Source organism: Ensifer sp. Root423 (assembly GCF_001426275.1).
Classification (GTDB): Bacteria; Pseudomonadota; Alphaproteobacteria; order Rhizobiales; family Rhizobiaceae; genus Ensifer; species Ensifer adhaerens.
The window spans coordinates 62,228-82,504 of sequence record NZ_LMEG01000003.1 but is presented as its reverse complement, the minus strand read 5'-3'; the positions used below and the strand labels follow the sequence as shown (position 1 = coordinate 82,504).

Genomic DNA, 20,277 nt, shown 5'->3' with positions numbered 1-20,277 from the left:
TGGCCCGATATGCCCATCCATTTCGCTGAAGAGGATCAGACCATTTGTTCAAGCATTCCCAACTCGAGTCCGTGAAGGCATGGATTGCCCAGCCCGCCCAGGCTGGGATGCCGCTTCATGCGCGCATCCAGCGGGCGATCCGGCAGTTGATCCTCGACGGTGCGCTTGGGCCGGGAAAGCCGCTTCCAGCTTCGCGCGTGCTCGCCAAATCCCTCGGCGTATCGCGCGATACGATCGAAGCGGCCTATGGCCAGCTTCATGCCGAAGGCTTCATCGACCGTCGCGTCGGGAGCGGCAGTTTCGTGGCCGAGGTGAAGGAGTTTGCACCCGGCAGGCGCCTGTCTCCAAGGCGCGCGCAGTCGCCCAACCAGGCAGCGGCTTTGAGCAGGCGGGGCAATGCCATGTTCGGCAGCGGCGGCGTCAGTGAACAGCTGTTGCCCCGCCCCTTCGCCCATGGCGTGCCGGAGACGCGCACTTTTCCGCTCGCGCTGTGGGAGCGCCTCGGACGGCAGGTCTTGCGCGAAACCGGCAGAAGGGCGCTGCTTCACGGCGACCCGCAAGGGATCGAGGAGCTGCGCCGTGCCATTGCCGACTATGTGAACCTAGAACGCGGCGCCCGTACCACGGCCGAACGGGTGCTGATCCTCACCAGCTCGCAGCAGGCGCTGACATTGTGCGCAAACATGCTGCTCGATCCCGGTGACCGCATCTTCATCGAGGATCCGGCCTATTACGGCGCGCGCAAGGCGTTCGATGCGGCGGGGCTCGAATGCGTCCCCATCCGCGTCGACCGCCATGGCATCGCCGTCAACCAGATCAAGGCGGAGACGCGCAAGGTCAAGGCCGTATTCCTGACGCCCTCGCATCAGTTCCCGGCCGGCGCCACGCTGACGCTCGATCGCCGCCTTGCGCTGATCGAATGGGCGAGCCGCCATCAGGCCTGGATCCTCGAGGACGACTACGACAGCGAATTCCACTATGCCGGCAAACCAACGGCCTGCCTTCAGGGCCTCGATCCGCACGACCGGACGATCTACATCGGCACCTTCACCAAATCGCTCTTTCCAGGGCTTCGGATCGGCTATGCAGTTCTGCCGCCTGAGCTGGTCAAGCCGATGACCGTCGCGCGTACTCTGCTTGACGGGCACTCCGCTCCGATGGCGCAAATGACACTCGCGCGCTTCATGGAAGGCGGGCATTTCGGCGCCCATGTGCGCACAATGCGCAGCATCTACGCCGACCGGCTCGACCTTTTGGCGATGCTTGTCATAAAACATCTGCCGCATTTCCTTGAAGCGCGGGTGCCCGATGGCGGCCTGCAGATGCCGTGCGCGCTGACAGGTGCGATCTCGGAGGCCGCGGCCGTCGATGCGGCACGACGTGTCGGGATCGAGATCATGGGATTGTCCGCGCTTCACGCCGGCGGCAAGCCCGAGCCCGGGTTCCTCATGGGGTTTGCCGCTTATACGCCAAGCGAGATCGAGGGGGCGGTGCGGAAGCTGGCTGGTGCCTTCCGGGCCGCGGCGAAGTCATAGGTCGTCCAAGCGCCGCCCCAACGTTTCGGTATTAGTCCTGGATCACGAGCTGGAACCACGTGTCGAGAAATCTGCTGCGCTTGACGGCGTCGAGATAGACGAGCAGCTCCGGTCCCAGTTCGATGAACTGGACGTTTTTCATCGTGTCGAGATCCCGCGACCGGGTCAGGCCGACCTCTTCAAGCGCGCGGTCGGCGCGACCGGAAAGCAGGAAGTCGACCACGTCGCCGGCGGTCGAGTAATCGGCGACAAAGGAGCCTTGCGTTAAGGCGGGATTTTCATGTCTTGCCAATGCGTGAACTCTCATGGTAACGTTCCCACGAGCTTGAGGCCTGTCACCTTTGATGATGGCTTCCGGCCCGGGAGGAAACATGAAGAACGGACCCCGGCAACGGGCCACCATTATCGACGTCGCGGAGCGGGCAGGGGTCTCGAAGAGCACGGTTGCACGTGTTCTGGCGGGTTCTGCCAGCATTTCCGACGAAGCCCGCGACCGCGTGCTGAAGGCCGTTGCAGCCACCGGCTACGAGCGCAATCATCTGGCCGTCGGCATGCGTTCGGGGCGCAGCGGCATGCTCGGCCTGGTCATTCCCGATATCACCAACCCCTTCTGGGCCGAAGTCGCCCGCGGCGCCCAGGATCGCGCCGCCAAGGACGACATTTCGCTTCTCGTCTTCTCGTCGGACTGGGATGCCGGCACGGAGGCGACGCATCTTCGCGCCCTGCGGCGCGCCCGTGTCGATGGCGCGATCATCAATCCGGTCGCCGACAATTTCGATGATCTCGATCGCTTCGGCTTACCCTTCGTTTTCATCGGATCGAGCGCCGAGCGTTTTCCGGATACCTTGAGCGTCGGATCGGATATCGCCCAGGCTGTCCGTCTCGGCATGGATATCCTCGTTGAGCGCGGACACCCGGCGCCGGCCCTGATGCTCGGCCCGCGGTCGCGTCTTGCGCGCGCCCGGTTCCTGCGCGCCGTGCACGAGCATTGCATCGCGCGCGACATCGACCCCGACATCTTGCTGGTGGAGGAATCCGACTACACGGTCGAGGGTGGCCGAAAGGCCATGGGGCGTTTGCTCGCCGGGCCGTGGAGAGGCAGTCGCGCCGTCTTCGTCGCCAACGACCTGATGGCACTCGGTGCCATGATCGCCGTGCGCGAGGCGGGGCTCCGGTGCCCGGAGGATATTTCCATTCTTGGCTTCGACGGCATTCCGGCGGGTGCTTTCTCCTGGCCCGGTCTGACGACGATCGAAAAACCTGGCCGGCAGATCGGCATTCGCGCGGTCGAATGCCTGCTCGATCAGATTGCCGGCCGCCCGGAGCACGGCCGGATATTTCTGCCGTGCCGACTGGTCGAGCGCGGTTCGCTTGCCGATGTCTCGGCCTCGGTAGCTGTGCGCACGGCGGCAGGGAGGTAACAATGAGCGTAAGCAACGATCTTGTAGCGGATGCAGCCATGCCTAGAAGTGGGAACGTTCCCAACGTCCATCGGCGAAGCGTCACGAAAAACGTGCGGCAATGGTGGCCCTACTACCTGATGATGGCGCCTGGGCTGATCTTCTTCGTGATCTTTCACTATTTTCCGATCTGGGAAGCCAAGATCGCCTTCGAGCAGTTGCGCATCATCCCGCCGAACATCTGGGTCGGGATCAAGCATTTCCAGACGCTCTTCTCCTCGCCGATCTTCTGGCAGGTGCTGATAAACACGCTGATCATCTCGACAATGAAGATCGTCTTCGTCTTCCCGGTCCCGATTATCGTTGCGCTGCTGCTCAACGAGATCCGGGGCGGCGCTTTCCGCAAGTTCATCCAGTCGGCGATCTACCTGCCGCATTTCCTTTCCTGGGTGGTCATCGCCGGCGTGTTCATCGCGGTGCTTTCGCCGAGCGACGGCGCGGTCAACGACATCATCGGTTTCTTCGGATTGCAGCCGGTCTCCTTCATGACCGACACGGGCTCGATCCGCTGGGTGCTGGTCTTCTCCGAGATCTGGCGATCGGCCGGCTGGGACAGCCTGCTTTACCTTGCCGCCATCATCGCCATCGACCAGGAACTCTATGATGCGGCCGAGATCGACGGAGCCAATCGCTGGCAGAAGATCCGCTACGTCACCATTCCCGGCATCGTGCCGACGATCGCGACGCTGTTCATCCTCAACGCCGGCATGTTCCTGAACGCCGACCTCAACCAGGTGATCAACTTCTCCAACGACGTGGTGCGCAGCAAGATCGATATCATCGACACCTATGTCTACCGCATCGGCCTGCAGACCGGCGAGTATTCGCTGGCAACGGCCGCCGGCCTCTTCAAGGCGGTTCTCGGCATGCTGATGATCGTCGCCGCCCACCTTCTTTCCAAACGTCTTACCGGCAAGGGGGTATGGTGATGGCCGCCCACAACGTTCGCAGAACGCCGCTCGAGCGGCTCGAATATGCGATCATCGTCTCGACGCTGATGTTCCTCGTCGTACTGACGGTCCAGCCGCTGCTCAACCTGCTCGCCATCTCCTTTTCGGATCCGGGCAAGGTTGCCGGCATGAGCGGCCTGACGGTGGTCCCCAACGGGTTTTCGACCGACGTCTGGAGCCTCCTGGTCAACAACCCGGCCGTCCAGCGCGGCCTCCTGAACTCGATCTTCATCACGCTGGTCAGCACCGTCCTTGGTGTCGTGCTGACGGCGCTGATGGCCTGGGCACTTTCCCGCCCGGGTTTGCCGGGGCGGCGCGCGATTTTCGTCTTCGTGCTGGTGACGATCGTCTTTGAGCCCGGCATCATTCCCGATTATTTCATCAACAAGCGCCTCGGCCTTCTCGACAGCTACTGGTCTCTGATCCTCTTCAAGGTTGTGAACGCCTGGTATCTGATCATTCTCGTCCGCTTCTTCGAGGAAGTGCCGAAGGAACTGATCGAGGCCTCGGAGCTCGACGGCGCCAACCCTTTCCAGATCTTCTGGTACGTGGCGCTACCACTCGCCAAGTCGGCGCTTGCGACCATCGCTCTCTTCTACTTCGTCTTCCACTGGAACGAGTTCTTCCGGGCGATGATCTATCTCAACGACCAGTCAAAATGGCCGCTGCAGGTCGTGCTGCGCCAGTTCGTGGTCGAGGGCGACAAGCTCGCCATGGTCGGGGTCGTCGACAGCAACAACTACACCGGTGCGAGCCAGATCAACATTCGCGCGCTGAAGGCAGGCATGATCCTGCTTACGATCGCGCCGATCCTCGCAATCTACCCACTCATTCTGAAGTTCTTCACCAAGGGCACCGTGAGCGGTGCGCTGAAGGGCTGACGATGCAGAACCGAACCATAAAAGCCATAGCATATTGGGAGGAACAAACATGCTTGGAAAACTGATCCTTGGCGCAACCACCGCCATGGCATTGATGGCGAGCGTCGCCATGCCCGCCTTCGCCGATCCGGTGACGATCCGCGTCGTCTCGAAGGATCTCACGACGAGCAATCCTGACGACGTGAAGCTGATGAAGGCCTATGAGGAGGCGCTGAAGGCCAAGGGCACCGACATCCATATCCAGGTCGTCGACCTGCCGTCCTCTGGCTATGCCGACAAGCTCAGCGCCATGCTTCTGTCCGGTGATATCCCCGATCTCATCTATTTCCAGGGCGGCGACGCCAAGATGGCCGAACAGGGCGTGCTGGAGGACTGGAACACCTGGCTGCCGAAGACGACCTATCTCAAGGACGCGCTCTTCCCGCACAATGTCGAGCGGCTGAAGAACTATCCCTACCTGCTCTATGTCTACCCGCCGCGCATACCGCAGCCGGTGATCCGCGCGGATTGGCTCGAGAAAGCGGGCGTCGAAGCACCGAAGACTACGGACGACTACGTCACCCTCTTCAAGGCGATCAAGGACGGCGATTTCGACGGCAACGGCAAGGCCGACAGCTACGGCGTTACCACCGCCGACAACACTCAAGAGCTCGACGCCGTCTTCAATCAGGCATTTGGCGTCACCGGAACCTGGCTGAAGAACGATGCTGGCGAGTGGATCCATGCCCGCGTTTCGGCCGCGGAAAAGGCAAAGATCGCTTTCTACGCATCGCTCCGCGAGCAGGGTCTCTATGATCCGGAATTCATCACCACCAAGTGGGACGTGAAGGAAGACAAGTTCTATTCCGGCCGTGCCGGGGTGATCTTCGGTTCCTCCGCAGAGGTCATCGACATCTATGGCGGCAAGATGCGCCAGGCCCATCCCGGCGTGACCCTCAGCCTGCTTTCGCCGCCGAAGGGTCCGGGCGGCCAGGGCCTGATGGCGCTGGACGTCTCCAAGGAAGCGCGCGGTCTCGCGATCGCAACGACCTCGGAGCACAAGGAGGAGGTGGTCAAGTTGCTCGACTTCATCGCCAGCCCCGAGGGCCAGGCGATTGAACGGCTCGGCTTTGAGGGCGAGCAGTACACCAAGGACGGCGAAACCATCAAGCCGACCGACAAGCTCGCTACCTGGTATGCCCGCTTCCTCGTTGCCGCCAACTGGCAGCCGCCGGTTCAGTGGCTGAGCGATGCCGCGCAGCAATCGCTGAAGACGATCTCCGCCGACTTCAAGCCGGACAACGCCTTCGTCTGGCCTGCGGAATACGCCACCGACATCGACGCCACGGAGAACGTCTACCGGGCCTGGGTTTACAAGTTCGTCTCCGGCGAAGCCAAGCTGGACCAGTGGGACCAGTTCGTTTCCGAGTGGAACGCTGCCGGCGGCGAGAAAATGACCGAATATGCAAGGACGGTTCTCAATGACAAATGATGCTCAAGGGCTCTCCCTTAAGGGACGGGTTCGGGCGCTTCTCTTTGGCGTCGCCTACGGCGACGCCATCGGGGCGCCGGTCGAAAAGCTCTCCGCTGCGGAAATCCGCCAGCGCTATGGCCGGGTGACATCGCTCGACACAGAGTGGCACCGCATGAAGCAGAGTGAGGCGGCCCGCAACGGCCGTGTCCGCGGCAGCGGCATCGTCACCGACGACACGCTGATGACGCTCTGCGTGATGTCGATCTACGACGACGTGAAGCGCCATCTCGATGCCTGGGATATGGCCTCGGGCATGGTGCGGGAAATTGCCTGGACGCCGCGCTGGGTGCCGGAGCTGCAGCGCGAGACGATGCTGATCGAGCGGCTGTTCTATCCTGAGAAGTGGATCTTCCAGCGCCATCAACTTTCCGGCTGCGACCCGCGCCAGGGCGGCGTCGGCAACATGGTGAACTGTGGCGCGGCGATGTACATCGCGCCGATCGGCGTCGCCAACGCCTGTGATCCGAAGGCAGCCTATGATGAGGCGATCGCCTTTGCCTCCGGCCACCAGCAGAGCTTCGGCCTGGAAGCTGCCGGCGTACTCGCCGCCGCGGTCGCCGCCGCTTTCGTGCCGGGCACCACCCTCGACACCGTCATCAAAGAAACGCTGGCCGTTGCCAAGGACGGAACGCGTGATGCGATCGCCGATATCGTCGAGGCTGCGGGCTCATTGAAGGGCGCGGATCATGCGACAGTCGTCGCCGAATTCCACCGCATCATCGCGCGCTATTCTCCAATGGGCGACGACGTGCAGCACACGCCGCAGAAGGCCGGCATTGCGACCGACGCCTACCAGCCGTCGCGTCTGCACGCGATCGAGGAACTGCCGCTGGCGCTCGGCTTTGCGGTCGTCAATGACGGTGATTTCTACAAGTCGATCATCGACGGCATCAACTCCGGCCGCGATACGGACTCGATCGGCGTCATGGCCGGCGCAATCCTCGGCGCCATGCAGGGCGAGAGCATCATCGACCGGGCGATGGTCTCCCAGCTCGACCGTGTCAACAAGCTCGATCTCTACCGATCGGCCGATGCTTTTACCGCAACCGTGACCGCAATCCGGGCGGCCGACCACAAACGCGAAATGGCGCGGGCCACGGCGCGCGCAGGCCTCTTTGCCGCTCCCGAGCTCACCCAGGTTTCCAGTCTCTAGAATTCGAAAGTATCCGATGCTCAGCACCACAGAAATCTTCGAGCGTATCTATTCCGGTTTTATCGGCAAGGCGATCGGCGTGCGCTTGGGCGCACCTGTCGAACCGACGATCTGGAGCTATGAACGCGTCCGGGACACCTATGGCGAGGTGACGGAATATCTGCGCGATTTCAAGAATTTCGCTGCCGATGACGACACCAACGGTCCGGTCTATTTCATCCGGGCGCTGCGCGACTACGGTCTCGGCGCCACCGCCGAAGAGGTCGGCAAGACCTGGCTGAACTATGCGGCCGAGGAACACGGCATGTATTGGTGGGGCGGCTTCGGCAATTCGACCGAGCATACCGCCTACCAGAACCTGCGCGCTGGCATTCCGGCGCCGCAATCCGGCTCGATCGCCCAGAACGGCACGACGGTTGCCGAGCAGATCGGCGGGCAGATTTTCATCGACAGCTGGGGCTGGGTGCATCCGGCCGACCCGAAGAAGGCAGCCGAAGCCTCAGCCCGTGCGGCAAGTGTCGCCCATGACGGCGAGGGCCTGCATGGCGCCCGCTTCTGCGCCGCGGCCATCGCCCAGGCTTTTGTTGCCAAGAACATCGAGGACGTGATCGAGACGGGTCTCGCGACAATCCCGGCCGACTCCCTCTATGCCAAGGTTTCGCGCGCGGTACTCCGCTTCCACGACAGCAACCGGAACGACTGGCGTGCCTGCCGCGACATGTTGACGGCGGATTGGGGCTATGACCGCTATCCCGGCGTCTGCCACATCATTCCGAATGCCGGCGTCTTGATCATGAGCCTGATCTACGGTCAGGGTGATCTGCCGCGCACCGTCGAGATCGCCACCATGGCCGGCTGGGACACGGACTGCAACGCCGGCAATGCCGGTGCGATCGTCGGCACGCTGCAAAAGGTGCAGCCGGGCTGGGACAAGTACCGCAAGCCGATCAACGATTTCGTCGTCGCTTCCGGCGTAGCCGGTACGGTCAACGTCGTCGACATCCCCTCCTTTGCCCGTGAACTGACGGTGCTGGCGCTCCGCCTGCAGGGACGGGAGGCTCCGGCGCTCTGGGTCGAGGATTTCGAGCGCCGCGGCGTTCGCTTCGATTTCGACGCACCCGGCGCCACCCATGGCTTCCGCACCGAGCCCTTCAACCAGATCGCCGTCAAGGCATCGGCGGAGCGTCATACGGATAACGCCAAGGGATCGCTGGAAATCCTGCTCGACCGTCTCGAGCGCGGGCATGGTGGACGCATTTTCTGGAAGCCCTTCTATCGCCGCTCCGACTTCGACGACGAGCGCTACCGCCCGATGTTCACGCCACTTGCCGATGACGGCCAAAGGGTGTCGTTCAAGCTCTGGCTCGACCCTTGGAACGGTGACGGCAACCTGCGCGTGGCGCCCTATGTCCGCCGCGCCATGACAGGCGCCATCCAGGAAACAGGCGCCTGGCACGTGCCGTCTGCGAGTGGCTGGCAGGACTACGCGTTCACCATCCCCGACGGCAACGGCGAGGCGGTCGACGAGATCGGCATCCTGGTCGAATATTTCGGACGCCTGAAATTCCTCGGCCGGCTGTTCCTTGCGGACTTCTCCGTATCCGGCAAGGGTCGCGCCGTCATCGACCCGTCGAAGGAAGCGCATGAATGGGGCGGCATCACCCGCTTCACCTGGAACCGCGGCCATTGGAGCCTGCAGCAAGGCCGCATCCATGCCCATACCGCAACCGACGCGGACGCCTGGACGGGCAACGCCTATCTCCGCGACGTCAGTGTCAAGGCCGAGCTTCAGCCGCACTCGGGTGCCTCGCACCTGGTGGTGGCCCGGGCTCAGGGTACGAGCCGCTTTTATGCCGCCGGTTTCGAGAACGGCGAAGCCGTGATCCTTCTTGAAGACCACGGCACGAAGATCCTCGCGCGCAGCCCGTTCCGTATCGAATACGGCCGGAGCTACGCGGTCGATCTCACTGTCGAAGGTGGCAAGCTGACGCTTTCCGTCGATGGCGAGCGGCTGCTTCAGGCGGACGATGGGACGCTGCGCTACGGCATGGCTGGCCTTCGCATGGCGTCTGCCGGGCGCATGTCGATCGGCCGGCTTGAGGTCGCCGAGCGCTAACTGCGCGAGGCGGAAAGAAAGGGAGGAAACATGTCCGAGATAGAGCTTAGAAGCGTCGGCAAGAGCTATGGCAGTGTCGCCGTGCTCAACGACATCTCGCTGGAAATGGGCGACGGCGAATTCGTCGTGCTCGTCGGCCCTTCGGGCTGCGGCAAGTCTACGCTGTTGCGCATGATCGCCGGGCTGGAGGATATTTCAGCTGGCGAGATCACCATCGGTGGCAAGGTCGTCAACGATATGCCGGCCAAGGAGCGCGACATCGCCATGGTCTTCCAGTCCTATGCGCTCTATCCGCACATGAAGGTCGCGGAAAACATGAGCTTCGCCTTGAAGCTCGCCGGTGCGCCGAAGGCGGAGATCGAAAAGCGCGTTACCCAGGCGGCCGAAATCCTCGGCCTCGAAAAGCTGCTCGACCGCCTGCCGCGGGAACTTTCCGGGGGCCAGCGCCAGCGTGTCGCCATGGGTCGCGCCATCGTGCGCGACCCGCGTGCCTTCCTCTTCGACGAACCTCTGTCGAACCTCGATGCCAAGCTGCGCGTGAAGATGCGCAGCGAAATCAAGAAGCTGCATCAACGGCTTCGCCGCACGATGGTCTATGTCACCCACGACCAGACCGAGGCCATGACCATGGCCGACAAGATTGTGGTGATGAACGGCGGAAAGATCGAGCAGGCGGGCGCACCGCTCGATCTTTACAACGATCCTGCCAATCTCTTCGTCGCCGGCTTCATTGGCTCGCCGGAGATCAACCTGATCGAGGCGGTCACAGAGGGAGCGACGGCCTTGACCCGGGGCGGCGTATCCCTGCCGCTCGGGCGACAGGTGCAGGCTGGCAAGCGGGTCGTCTGCGGCATCCGCCCGCAGCACATCACGCTCGGAACAACGGGCGTGCCGGGGCGCATCAGCCTCGTCGAGCCGACCGGCGAGGACCAGGAAATCGTCGTCGACATGGGCGGCCAGGATATCTCGGTCGTCGTCCACGGCGGCAAGCTACTTTCGGCCGGGCAGGATGTGACGCTGACGATCGATGCCGACAAGGTTCTGCTCTTCGACAAGGATACCGGGGAGCGCCTTCGATGAGTGGATTTGCGAAGCGACAGTTCGATCCCGACGCCAAGGGACCGCTGGTCGGCACGAGGGTTCTGGATCTTTCCCGGCTCGTTGCCGGCAACATGTTGTCGCTGCAGCTGGCCGATGCCGGCGCCGATGTCATCAAGATCGAGCCGCCGGCGGGCGATCCGCTCAGAGACTGGAAGGATGATGGCCACTCGCTCTATTGGAAGACCTATAGCCGCAACAAGCGCTCCGTCGTTCTGAACCTCAGGCAAGAGGCGGCGATGACGGCGCTCTGGGCACTGATCGCTACGGCCGATGTCTTCATCGAGAATTTCCGGCCGGGAACGCTGGAGCGCATGGGGCTTTCGCCGGAAACGCTGCACGCCCGCAATCCCAACCTGATCATCGTGCGCATTTCCGGTTTCGGCCAGACGGGGCCTTACGCGCAGTTCCCGGGCTTTGGCACCATCATCGAAGGCATGAGCGGTTTTGCCTACAGAACCGGCTTTCCCGATCGCGAGCCCGTGCTGCCGCCGCTGGCGCTTGCCGACATGATCGCCGGTGTCTATGGCAGCTCGGCCACCGTGACAGCGTTGCTTGCGCGCGATCGCGGCTACGCAAAAGGACAGGTCATCGACCTGTCGCTGCTGGAACCGATGTTCTCGGTGCTCGGGCCAGAAGCGGCGATCTATCAGACGACCGGCAAGATCAAGGAGCGCGTGGGCAGCGCCTCCAATACGGCCGCCCCGCGCAATGTCTACCGCTGCCGCGACGGAAAGTACGTGGCGCTGTCGGGATCGACGCCGCAGGTCGCACGGAGGATCTTCGAGATCATCGGCCGTGCCGACATGAACCAGGACCCGCGCTTTGCCACCAATTCTGAACGCGTCAAAAATCGCGATCTGGTCGACGAGGCCGTTGGCGGCTGGTTTGCCCGGCACGACCATGACGAGGCGCTGAAGATCATGCGTGACGCCGGCGCGACGGTCGGGCCGATCTACAACATCGCAGATGCCGCGTCGGACCCGCATTTCGTCGAGCGCGAAATCATCGTCGATGTGGAGGATGACGAGTTCGGCAGCCTGCCGATGCACAACATCGTGCCGCGGCTTTCCCAGACGCCGGGCGTCTGGCGGCGGCCGGCACCAGCGCTTGGGGAACACACGGCGGAAGTTCTGGCCGAAGCGGGACTGGATCGCGGCGCGATCGAGACGATACTCCAGGGTAAAGCCGCATGAGGCTTCGCTCCCTACTCTACGTCCCGGCCTCGTCCGCAAAATTCATCGCCAAGGCGCACGAACGCGGAGCGGATGCGATCATCCTCGACCTGGAAGATTCAGTCGCCCCGGATCAGAAACAGGCCGCAAGGGATGGGTTGAAGGACGCCGTGGCGCAGGTGGCACGCGGTGGTGCGACCGTCTTTGTCCGCGTCAATTCGGCGCCGGATCTGCGGATGGCGGATGCAGAGGCCGCCTGCCGTGCCGGCGCGTTCGGTCTCTATGTCGCGAAAACCCGGTCGCCGCAGGAGCTAGAGGATATTGCAGCGCATCTCGCACCAGTTGAGCGGCAGATCGGCAGGCCGCCGGTCGCCTTCGTGCCACTCCTCGAAGATGCCGGGGCAGTTCTCGATGCGCGCGCGATTGCCCGCGTCAGCCGCGTGGTCGGCCTTGCCGCTGGCGGCGAAGACATCGCGACCAGCATGGGCGCAGAACCGCTGCCAGACGTATTGCGACTTCCGAAACTGATGGTCCACCTTGCCGCCAAGGCGGAAGGCAAGCTGTCCTTCGGCATGCTTTTGACGGTTGCGGACTATACGCGACTGGATGCCTTGAAGGCAGCCGCTCGTGAGGCGAAGGCCCACGGGTTCGATGGCGCGAGCTGTGTCCACCCGTCCGTGGTCCCGGTGCTGAATGCGTCTTACTCCCCGAGCCCAGAACGGATCGCCTGGGCAAAGTCCGTGATCGACGCAGCGAAGACGGCGCAGGCAGACGGCCGTGGCGCCTTCGTGCTGAACGGGACCATGGTGGATGCGCCGATCATCGAGCGCGCGCATGATGTTCTCGAACAGGCAGGCGACCTCGGCTGACGCTCAGCGCAGCTTGGCGGAAGAGTCCTCACGATCGCGAGGCGCGCCGGTGCGCCAGGATTTCGTGCTGCGCAGTTGCACCTATCACCGAATGTGCAATGATCCTGAAATTGAACGACTTTAACCGGCTGCGAACGCGGGCGACTTTGTCGTGGCGGTCCGTTTTTTTTCAGTAGCACTCCAGCATGCAGGGACTTCGAACAGCTTAGACACCCCAGGAAGGGAATGTGATCATGCGTAGACTTCTTGCGTACCTGACGATCGCTTCGTTCTTCTCAACTTCAGCCTTTGCAGATCCCGCCATCCTGACTGCAAATGTGAACTTCAGGGTGGGCCCGGGAACCGGATTTGACGCCATGCGCGTGATCCCCCAGGGCGAGGAAGTCGACATCAAGGAATGCGACGCAGAAGCCTCCTGGTGTGCCGTGAGTTATGCCGGGGCAAATGGCTTTGTTGCCGGCAAGTATCTCAACCAGTCCGATGCCACCGCGCCGGCCTGGCCAAGGATGTTCAACACCGAAAAAGGCGCGACGATCACGCTCTTCCAGCCGCAGATCACGTCCTGGAAGGATTTCAAGGAGCTCGAAGCCCTTGTCGCGACCGAGCTCAAACCGTCCGCCGACGCCAAGCCGATCTATGGGATCATCGGGCTTTCGGCCAAGACTGTGGCCGACGAGGCGACGGAGAATGTTACGCTGACGGATGTTCGCACCACGCAGCTCGATTTCTCCGCACTGGACCGACAGCAGCTCGCTGACCTCGCGCTCGACATCGGCAAGCTTGTCCCGACCGATCCGATCGTCGTGTCGCAGCAACGCCTGGCGGCAAGCCTTGCGGACTTCCAACGCCTCGCCGATATCCCCGATATCAAGGCCGATCCGCCGCCGATCTTTGTCAGTGAGACGCCGGCCATCCTGGTGCAGACGGACGGCAAGCCGGTGACGGCTCCGGTCAAGGGCGTTGAGGGCCTCTCCTTCGTGGTCAATACGAATTGGGACCTCTTCAAAGTGGATCAGGCGGCAGACTACTATCTGCGGAGCGAAAAGAACTGGCTGACAACAAAGACCTTGGAGAGCGGTTGGGTTGAAGCGGCATCGGTGCCGGACGTCTTTTCCAAGCTACCGGAAATCGACAACTGGAAAGGGGTAAAGGCCTCTCTTCCGCCCACGCCCTTCAGCGATAACCAGGTTCCGAAAGTTTTCTATTCGGAGAAGCCGGCGGAGCTTCTGATCTTTGAAGGAAAACCGGCCCTCGAACCGATCGCGGGCACCGGGCTGGATTGGATTTCCAATACGAGCAGTTCGGTGTTTTTCCATCGGGCCAGCAAGACGTGGTACACACTTGTTTCCGGACGGTGGTTTTCTTCAACGTCACTCGAAGGTCCCTGGACCTTTGCCACGCCTGACCTGCCCGATGATTTCGTAAACCTGCCCGACGACGCCTCCTACTCGGCTGTGCGCGCGTCGATCCCCGGCACGTCCGAAAGCGCAATGGCGCGTCTGCGGGCGAGCATTCCGAAGCTCGCGCGGGTTTCGACGGATGGATCGCTGAAGGTGGACGTCCACTACAATGGCGAGCCGAAGTTCGAGCCGATCGAAGGCACGTCCATGTTCTATGCCGTCAATGCCAACGAGCAGGTCATCAAGGTCGCGGACAAGTATTTCGTCTTGAAGGACGGCATCTGGTTCGTCGGCGATACGCCGACCGGGCCCTTCGCCGTTGCGCGCGCCGTTGCCGATGAGATCTACACGATCCCATCGTCGTCTCCGGTCTATAACGCGACCTATGTCCGCATCTACGATACGGAACCGGATGCCATCTGGTACGGCTATACGCTCGGCTATCTCTATACCTACCTTGCCTGGGATACAGTCGTCTGGGGCTCGGGATGGTATTATCCGCCCTATTGGGACTATTACGACGACGATTGGCCCTATTATCCGCCGCCGATCAGCTACGGGTTCGGCGCCTCGTACAACCCGGCCTATGGCACTTTCGGGCGCTATGGCTACGCCTATGGCCCGGAAAGGGGCCTGGTCTTCGGCGCAGCCTATAACCCCGTCACGGGGACACGGTTCCGCGGCGGCGCGGTGGCGGGTCCCGGTGGCGAGCGCGGTTTCATTTCTGCCTACAATCCACGCACGGGCAACGCGATGGTCGCGCGGGGCGGGCAGAATGTTTACGGCTCCTGGGGCAGTGTAGCCGTCAAGCACGGCGGAGAGTTCGCGCGCATCAGCGGCGGATCAACCGGGAGTGCCGGCGGCCTGCGCTGGCGCAACTCGGAAGGCGACAAGGGCTTTATCGCCGGCAGCAAGGGCGGTGACGTTTATGCCGGCCGCGATGGCAGCGTCTATCGCCGTCAGGACGGCCAATGGCAGAAGCATACGCCGGATGGCTGGCAACCGGTTCAGAGGCCGGACGGGGAGAACCTGCGCAATGCCGCCCAAGGCGCGGCATCCAACCGGCCCCAAGCCACGCAGCGTATCCAGAACCGTGCTGAAACGAGACCCGCACCACGCCGCAACCAGCAGGTTCGCCAACGGGCGCCGGATCATCTGTCCTTCGATCGCGCCGGACGGCAATTCGGCAACCAGAACGAACTGAGCCGCAATTATGGGCGACTTTACCAAGAGTCCGGCCGGAACTTCCAGAGCTTTGACCGTGGTCGCGGCGGCTACAGCGGCGGCGGCTTCCAGGGTGGCAACCGCGGCGGCTTCCACGGAGGTGGTGGTCGCGGCGGTGGAGCTGCTTTCCGCGGCGGCGGTGGCGGACGTGGTGGTGGTGGCGGCGGCCGCGGTCGCTGAGAAAACCGGGCCGCTCGGGCGAACTTTCCCGAGCGGCCGCGTTACAAGGCGTGGCAAAAGGTGTGCGGGGTCGCCGCTCCTTCGGCCGAAAAGCTTGGCGTGATCATCGGGCCGTCTGCCGCTGTGACGCCGGCCTTGGTGGCACGCCGGACCGGCCGGTCGAACCTTAAGCCGAGATGCTGACAGGTGCTTGCCGCATCAACCGTCCGACCAGAAGCGCTCTTTGTTGAAGCTTTTGTTTTCCTTACCGGCCTGGGACGCCCGCTTTAGAACGCGCGGTGTATCGTCGGCGCTTGCCACCGAGAGCTCCAGGTTCGCCGGAAGTGCCAGACGCTCAAGCTCCTTGGCCGGCGCAAGCGCCCACTTGAAGAGTGCGGCGTCGCGAATTGTCCACTCGGCATTTGTAGGCGACGGGCCGGTGAGGCTGCTTTCGCCTGCAGCTGGATGGCGCATCATGCCCACGCCAAGCGCAACCTTGAACGACGAGGAGGGAATGAAAGCCGAGACGTTTGTGGGTAGCGCCCGCTCGGGCGTGGGGACGGGCGTCACGGTCGCGGCGGTAGCCGTGGCGCGCAGCGTCGGCAGCGGCACGGTGATCGCCGCAAGGTCGAAGAACGGCGACTTTTCGGCTGCTTCCTTCCGCATGGTCTGAAGCTCGAGGGCTTCTTCACCGCGGCTCTTGCGCGTGGGAAGCATCGCGGTCAACAGCGTGTTGCCGGCCGGTTCTCCGCCCTTCAGTTTGGCTGGGCCGGCGCTGTTTGCAGCCACGATCGAGGTGGCCTTGACCCGTCGCTTGTAGTCGGCCATCGCCTGGTCATACCCCGGCAAAGCCCCGCCGCTTGCCGGAAGGTGGAGTGTCTGCCCCTTGGGGAATATACGCGCGAGTTCCTGGCGCGACATGCGCGGCCACGCCCGTACGTTTCCGACGTCGAGATGTACGAAGGGAGATCCTGACGTCGGGTAGTATCCCACGCCGCCGACCTGCATCTGCATGGCGACTTCCCGCAGCCGGGTGAGCTTCACGCCCGGAATATAGAAGTCCATCGCCTTTCCCAGCATGTGCTGGCTGTTCTTGGCGACCCCGGTGCTGCGGGAGCGGCCGCGCAGCATGCTGTTGGTGGCGGGTGAGCGGTAAGCCGAGACGACGTTGATATAGTCCTTCCCACCGGCGCGCTGATAGACCTCCCAGACAAGATCGAGAAGACGCGGGTCCATACGGGCGGGCTCGTTCCTGCGCCAGTCGCGCAGGAAACGGTTGATCTGCGCGAGCCCCTTCTGGTCGTATTTGCCGTCCCGCTTGAAGGTGATCGTCGCGCGTTCACCGGTGTGCGTGAAGAACAGTTTCAGCGACCGGACTTCCGCCGACGACGCCGTGCTGGTGAAAGTCATGGCGGATGCTGCAAGGGCGGTGATGGCGGCCGCTCGAGCGGCCCACCGGGCAATACGCTTCACGCCTCTGACGATGGCAGGCGAGGCAGGCTCTGGATACGCAGTTACAGGATACTCAGACACAGCGGCTTCCGATTCAATCGAGGTACAATCCACCGGCGGCAACGGCCGGCGGCTCGGCTCTTCGACGGAGATTATGGTCAACAAAGGATTAAGAAGCGGTTGATGCCATCCGACGTGCGTCCTCGGTGGTGAATTTCCGCGAGGTGCATGGATTTCAGGGCCTCGGCTTGCCCTTACGTGAAGGTGTTGGCTCTTGTTTTCCTCAATCTATACATTAGTTACCATGAATGGATTGGTCGGTTGCACCGCGGTACTTGCATAGCCAAGGTGTCCCATGAAGAGCACGAAAGACGTCATCGCCGAACTGACCCGCGCCGCGCGCGACGTTCACATGCTGACGGAGGGCGAAAAGCTCCGTCTTGTCTCCCGGGCCTATGTCGCGATCAAGGAAGGTTGGGAGCTGCTCGGGCAGCCCAATCGCCTCAGCGAGTCTGCCGAAACGATGGACATCATTCGCGCCGGCGGCATGCCGGTATATCTCTATGACGATGAGATGCGGGCAATCCTCCAGGAGGCCGTCAAGGTCATCAGGCAGATCGAAGCGGCGATGGAAGCGAAGAACACCCCGGCACCCACATCCGGCGAAGATGGCAACCAAGGGTCGTGAATGGGCCCGAAGCAGTTCGAACAATGTTGTCCGCCGTCAATCCGCGCGGCGACGTTTTGACTGGCTGGATCGACCAGATCGCCACGTCGGGGATCTGATCCGTTGGCGCGCTACATCGCAATTCGATCGGACGTCAGGATCAGAATGATCGCCGGGCCAGCCAGGAAGGCTGCGAGGAAAAGTGCCGACAGGATCGAGCGTATGAGGAAGCGCAGCAGGGGGCCGCGGGTCATCGAGCGGCCCTATGCTCATGGCGCGAACTAACAGTTTTCAATCCCGGCCCGGAAGGGCACTCCACTTGTGACGTCGTCATGCTTCCTGCCTTTCCGGTTCGTTGAAGGCCGCGCCTATCACTGCTGATACGAGCGAGGGCGGCTCGATGCGTGCGCTAGCTCTGAACGATTGCAGCAGTGTTACGTTCGGCTGCCCCGTGGTTTCCGTAATGCTGCTGTAATTCTTGCGGCAGATTCGAAAGGTCGAAGCCATGGGGTGCCGATGCGGATACTGCTGATCGAAGATGAGAGGGAGCTGGCGGCGGCACTGGCTGTGGCGCTCAGCAAATATGGCATCGTCATCGACCATACGACCCATCTCGCCGATGCAGCCGAACTTGCGCGTCAGAATGACTACGGCGCTATTCTTCTCGACCGCCGCCTGCCCGACGGTGAAGGGCTGAGCTTCATCCCGCAATTGCGCCGCATTGGCCAAGACGCGCCGATCATCGTCCTGACGGCACGCAACGAGCCGATGGAACGGGTTGAAGGTCTCGACACCGGGGCGGACGACTATCTCGGCAAACCCTTTCTCGTCGAAGAACTAATGGCGCGCCTGCGCGCCGTGTTGCGCCGTCCGGCTGCGCTTGCTGAGCTTCAGATCAAGGTGGGACGAATGGCGCTCGATCCGCTGAACCTCACCGTGACCGTCGATGACGTGAAGCTTGACGTCCCAAGGCGCGAACTCTTCGTGCTCCAGGCCCTTGCGAGGCGCCGGGACAAAACCGTTCTCCGCTCGACGCTCGAAGCAGCGGTCTACAACTACGAAGAAGAGATCCAGTCGAACGCGATCGACGCCCACATTTCAAGACTGCGCAAGCGGCTGGCGGATGCTGGGGCCGGAGTTTCGATTCACAACATCCGTGGGGTCGGTTACCTCCTGAAGGAAGAGTGATGGGTCAGACGACAGGACGCAATCCGTCGCTCTGGTGGCGGCTCAGCTGGCAATTGAGCCTCGTCATCATCGCCGTCGTTGCCTCGGTGATCATCGGGCTCTGCATCTGGGCAACCACGATCATGTCACCGAACACGGCAATGGAGGGGACGGTCGTCTCGGTCGTGTCCCGTGCCGTAGGCCGGGGAAGCGATGGTCAACTGCAGCTTTCCGAGACCCATGACCTGACGACACTCAAGGCGCAAAACAGCGCATTGTGGTTCGTGGTCGCCACCACCAGCGGTGCCTTTGCGTCATACGGATCTATTCCAGCCGCCTATGCCGCGCTGCCCTCGGTAATCCACCTGTTCGACGAAGCGGATATCAGGGGGGCCGCAACCACTGGCGAGATTGCGACGATCGAAAACGCGAAGACGCCGGCTGGCGAAGTCCGGATTCTGTTTGGCGGCGTGGCGGACAAGGGTTGGGGTGCCCTGGCTCTCTTGGCGAAGGCCTATCCAATCTACCTGTCTTTGATCGCCAGTGCTCTCCCGGCGATTTTTCTTGCCGTTCCTCACATCGTCGGGCGTGCTCTCGCGACGGTGAGCGAGGTTGCCGACGAAGCATCGCGGATCGATCCGCGCCGCCACGGGACGCGCCTTCCGCTCGCGGGAATCCCGAACGAAGTCGCCCCGGTTCTGATCGCATTCAACGGCGCACTTGAGCGTCTCGAGGACGAGTCCAGAAAGCGGCGGCGCTTCCTGATCGATGCGGCCCACGAACTGCGAACCCCCATTGCGATCATGCAGACGCGCATCGATGGCATGCCTGATGGCCGGGAGAGAACGCGCCTGATGGATGATGTCGCCCGGCTCGCAGAAGCGGCAGAGCAGCTTCTGGACTTCGAGCGCAACGACCAGGCGCTCGTTCTGGACGAGCCAATGGATCTGGTTGACATCGCGCGATCGGCGGTTGCCGATCTCGCTCCGTTGGCGATAGGGGGTGGCTATCAGGTGTCTTTCCACAGTGACGTGGAGACGCTTGCGCGAAAGGGCAATCCACCTGCCGTGTTGCGCGCGGTCACGAACCTCGTCCGAAATGCGATCGATCACGGCGGCAATTCGGGCATGATTGCCGTCTTGGTCTCAAGCGATGGGCGCGTGGAAGTTTCCGACGAAGGACCGGGCATACCTGCCGAGCATCAGGAACTCGTCTTTGAACCCTTTTACAGGGTTTCTCCCAAGGACACGGGCGCGGGTCTTGGTTTGAGCCTTGTAAAACAGGTGGCTTCAAACCACGGGGGGCGTGTCAGTCTCACGAGTTCAGCGAGCGGAACCAAGGTGGTCGTCCACCTCTGACCGCGAGAGGCGTGGGATTTAGGTCGCGGACACCGCCGCGCCCATGCTTGAAGGGTTTTCGAGACACCATCCCTTCGGTGTCAGCTCTAACCTGCTTGTA

General features: G+C 62.5%; 17 protein-coding genes. 14 read left to right on the top strand and 3 right to left on the bottom strand.

Annotation, left to right across the window (positions count from 1 at the left end):
* Window positions 1-44 precede the first annotated feature (44 nt).
* A complete protein-coding gene (gene pdxR / locus ASD01_RS06265) occupies window positions 45-1,535 on the top strand; it encodes a MocR-like pyridoxine biosynthesis transcription factor PdxR (protein WP_060530527.1) in 1,491 nt (496 codons plus the stop codon).
* A 31-nt stretch (window positions 1,536-1,566) separates the two neighbouring features.
* Here pdxR and ASD01_RS06260 read toward each other — a convergent pair whose 3' ends face one another.
* Window positions 1,567-1,842: a hypothetical protein gene (locus tag ASD01_RS06260; protein ID WP_127890385.1), complete on the bottom strand. Its 276-nt coding sequence runs from the start codon at window positions 1,840-1,842 to the stop codon at window positions 1,567-1,569.
* A gap of 64 nt (window positions 1,843-1,906) precedes the next feature.
* On the opposite strand from ASD01_RS06260, the gene ASD01_RS06255 reads away from it, so the two are divergent.
* From ASD01_RS06255 to ASD01_RS06210, 10 genes are all read left to right on the top strand, one after another.
* Entirely contained in the window at window positions 1,907-2,956 is a 1,050-nt protein-coding gene (locus ASD01_RS06255) for a LacI family DNA-binding transcriptional regulator (protein ID WP_034798087.1), read from the top strand.
* Between the two features lie 38 nt (window positions 2,957-2,994).
* Window positions 2,995-3,924: an ABC transporter permease gene (locus ASD01_RS06250; protein WP_051659403.1), complete on the top strand. Its 930-nt coding sequence runs from the start codon at window positions 2,995-2,997 to the stop codon at window positions 3,922-3,924.
* Entirely contained in the window at window positions 3,924-4,826 is a 903-nt protein-coding gene (locus ASD01_RS06245; protein WP_060643689.1) for a carbohydrate ABC transporter permease, read from the top strand. Before ASD01_RS06250 ends, ASD01_RS06245 begins: the two co-directional genes overlap by 1 nt.
* Before the next feature lie 49 nt (window positions 4,827-4,875).
* Window positions 4,876-6,297: an extracellular solute-binding protein gene (locus ASD01_RS06240; protein ID WP_113189164.1), complete on the top strand. Its 1,422-nt coding sequence runs from the start codon at window positions 4,876-4,878 to the stop codon at window positions 6,295-6,297.
* Complete coding sequence (locus ASD01_RS06235; protein WP_060520311.1) at window positions 6,287-7,492, top strand: ADP-ribosylglycohydrolase family protein; 1,206 nt, start codon at window positions 6,287-6,289, stop codon at window positions 7,490-7,492. Before ASD01_RS06240 ends, ASD01_RS06235 begins: the two co-directional genes overlap by 11 nt.
* A 16-nt stretch (window positions 7,493-7,508) precedes the next feature.
* The gene (locus ASD01_RS06230) at window positions 7,509-9,608 is read left to right on the top strand and encodes an ADP-ribosylglycohydrolase family protein (RefSeq protein ID WP_060643672.1); all 2,100 of its coding nucleotides are present in this window, start codon (window positions 7,509-7,511) and stop codon (window positions 9,606-9,608) included.
* Between the two features lie 30 nt (window positions 9,609-9,638).
* A complete protein-coding gene (locus tag ASD01_RS06225; RefSeq protein ID WP_034798094.1) occupies window positions 9,639-10,688 on the top strand; it encodes an ABC transporter ATP-binding protein in 1,050 nt (349 codons plus the stop codon).
* Window positions 10,685-11,902 carry a CaiB/BaiF CoA transferase family protein gene (locus ASD01_RS06220; protein WP_034798096.1) on the top strand — a complete coding sequence of 406 codons (1,218 nt, stop codon included), beginning with the start codon at window positions 10,685-10,687 and terminating at the stop codon, window positions 11,900-11,902. The genes ASD01_RS06225 and ASD01_RS06220 overlap by 4 nt, the downstream gene beginning before the upstream one ends.
* Entirely contained in the window at window positions 11,899-12,750 is an 852-nt protein-coding gene (locus tag ASD01_RS06215; RefSeq protein WP_034798098.1) for an HpcH/HpaI aldolase/citrate lyase family protein, read from the top strand. Before ASD01_RS06220 ends, ASD01_RS06215 begins: the two co-directional genes overlap by 4 nt.
* A 233-nt stretch (window positions 12,751-12,983) precedes the next feature.
* The gene (locus ASD01_RS06210) at window positions 12,984-15,554 is read left to right on the top strand and encodes an SH3 domain-containing protein (protein WP_034798195.1); all 2,571 of its coding nucleotides are present in this window, start codon (window positions 12,984-12,986) and stop codon (window positions 15,552-15,554) included.
* 198 nt (window positions 15,555-15,752) lie between these two features.
* Here the strand turns inward: ASD01_RS06210 and ASD01_RS06205 are convergent, their stop codons facing one another.
* Entirely contained in the window at window positions 15,753-16,943 is a 1,191-nt protein-coding gene (locus ASD01_RS06205; RefSeq protein ID WP_060520306.1) for a DUF882 domain-containing protein, read from the bottom strand.
* Window positions 16,944-17,340: 397 nt separating this feature from the next.
* On the opposite strand from ASD01_RS06205, the gene ASD01_RS06200 reads away from it, so the two are divergent.
* Window positions 17,341-17,673, top strand: coding sequence for a hypothetical protein (locus ASD01_RS06200; RefSeq protein ID WP_034798100.1), 333 nt, complete (start codon window positions 17,341-17,343; stop codon window positions 17,671-17,673).
* A gap of 110 nt (window positions 17,674-17,783) precedes the next feature.
* On the opposite strand, the gene ASD01_RS37205 is transcribed toward ASD01_RS06200, so the two are convergent.
* Complete coding sequence (locus ASD01_RS37205) at window positions 17,784-17,906, bottom strand: hypothetical protein (protein ID WP_255382254.1); 123 nt, start codon at window positions 17,904-17,906, stop codon at window positions 17,784-17,786.
* Window positions 17,907-18,168: 262 nt separating this feature from the next.
* On the opposite strand from ASD01_RS37205, the gene ASD01_RS06195 reads away from it, so the two are divergent.
* The gene (locus ASD01_RS06195) at window positions 18,169-18,840 is read left to right on the top strand and encodes a response regulator transcription factor (RefSeq protein ID WP_034798107.1); all 672 of its coding nucleotides are present in this window, start codon (window positions 18,169-18,171) and stop codon (window positions 18,838-18,840) included.
* On the top strand, window positions 18,840-20,177 hold the full coding sequence (locus tag ASD01_RS06190; protein WP_060643671.1) for a sensor histidine kinase: 1,338 nt from the start codon (window positions 18,840-18,842) through the stop codon (window positions 20,175-20,177). Before ASD01_RS06195 ends, ASD01_RS06190 begins: the two co-directional genes overlap by 1 nt.
* Window positions 20,178-20,277: the final 100 nt, after the last annotated feature.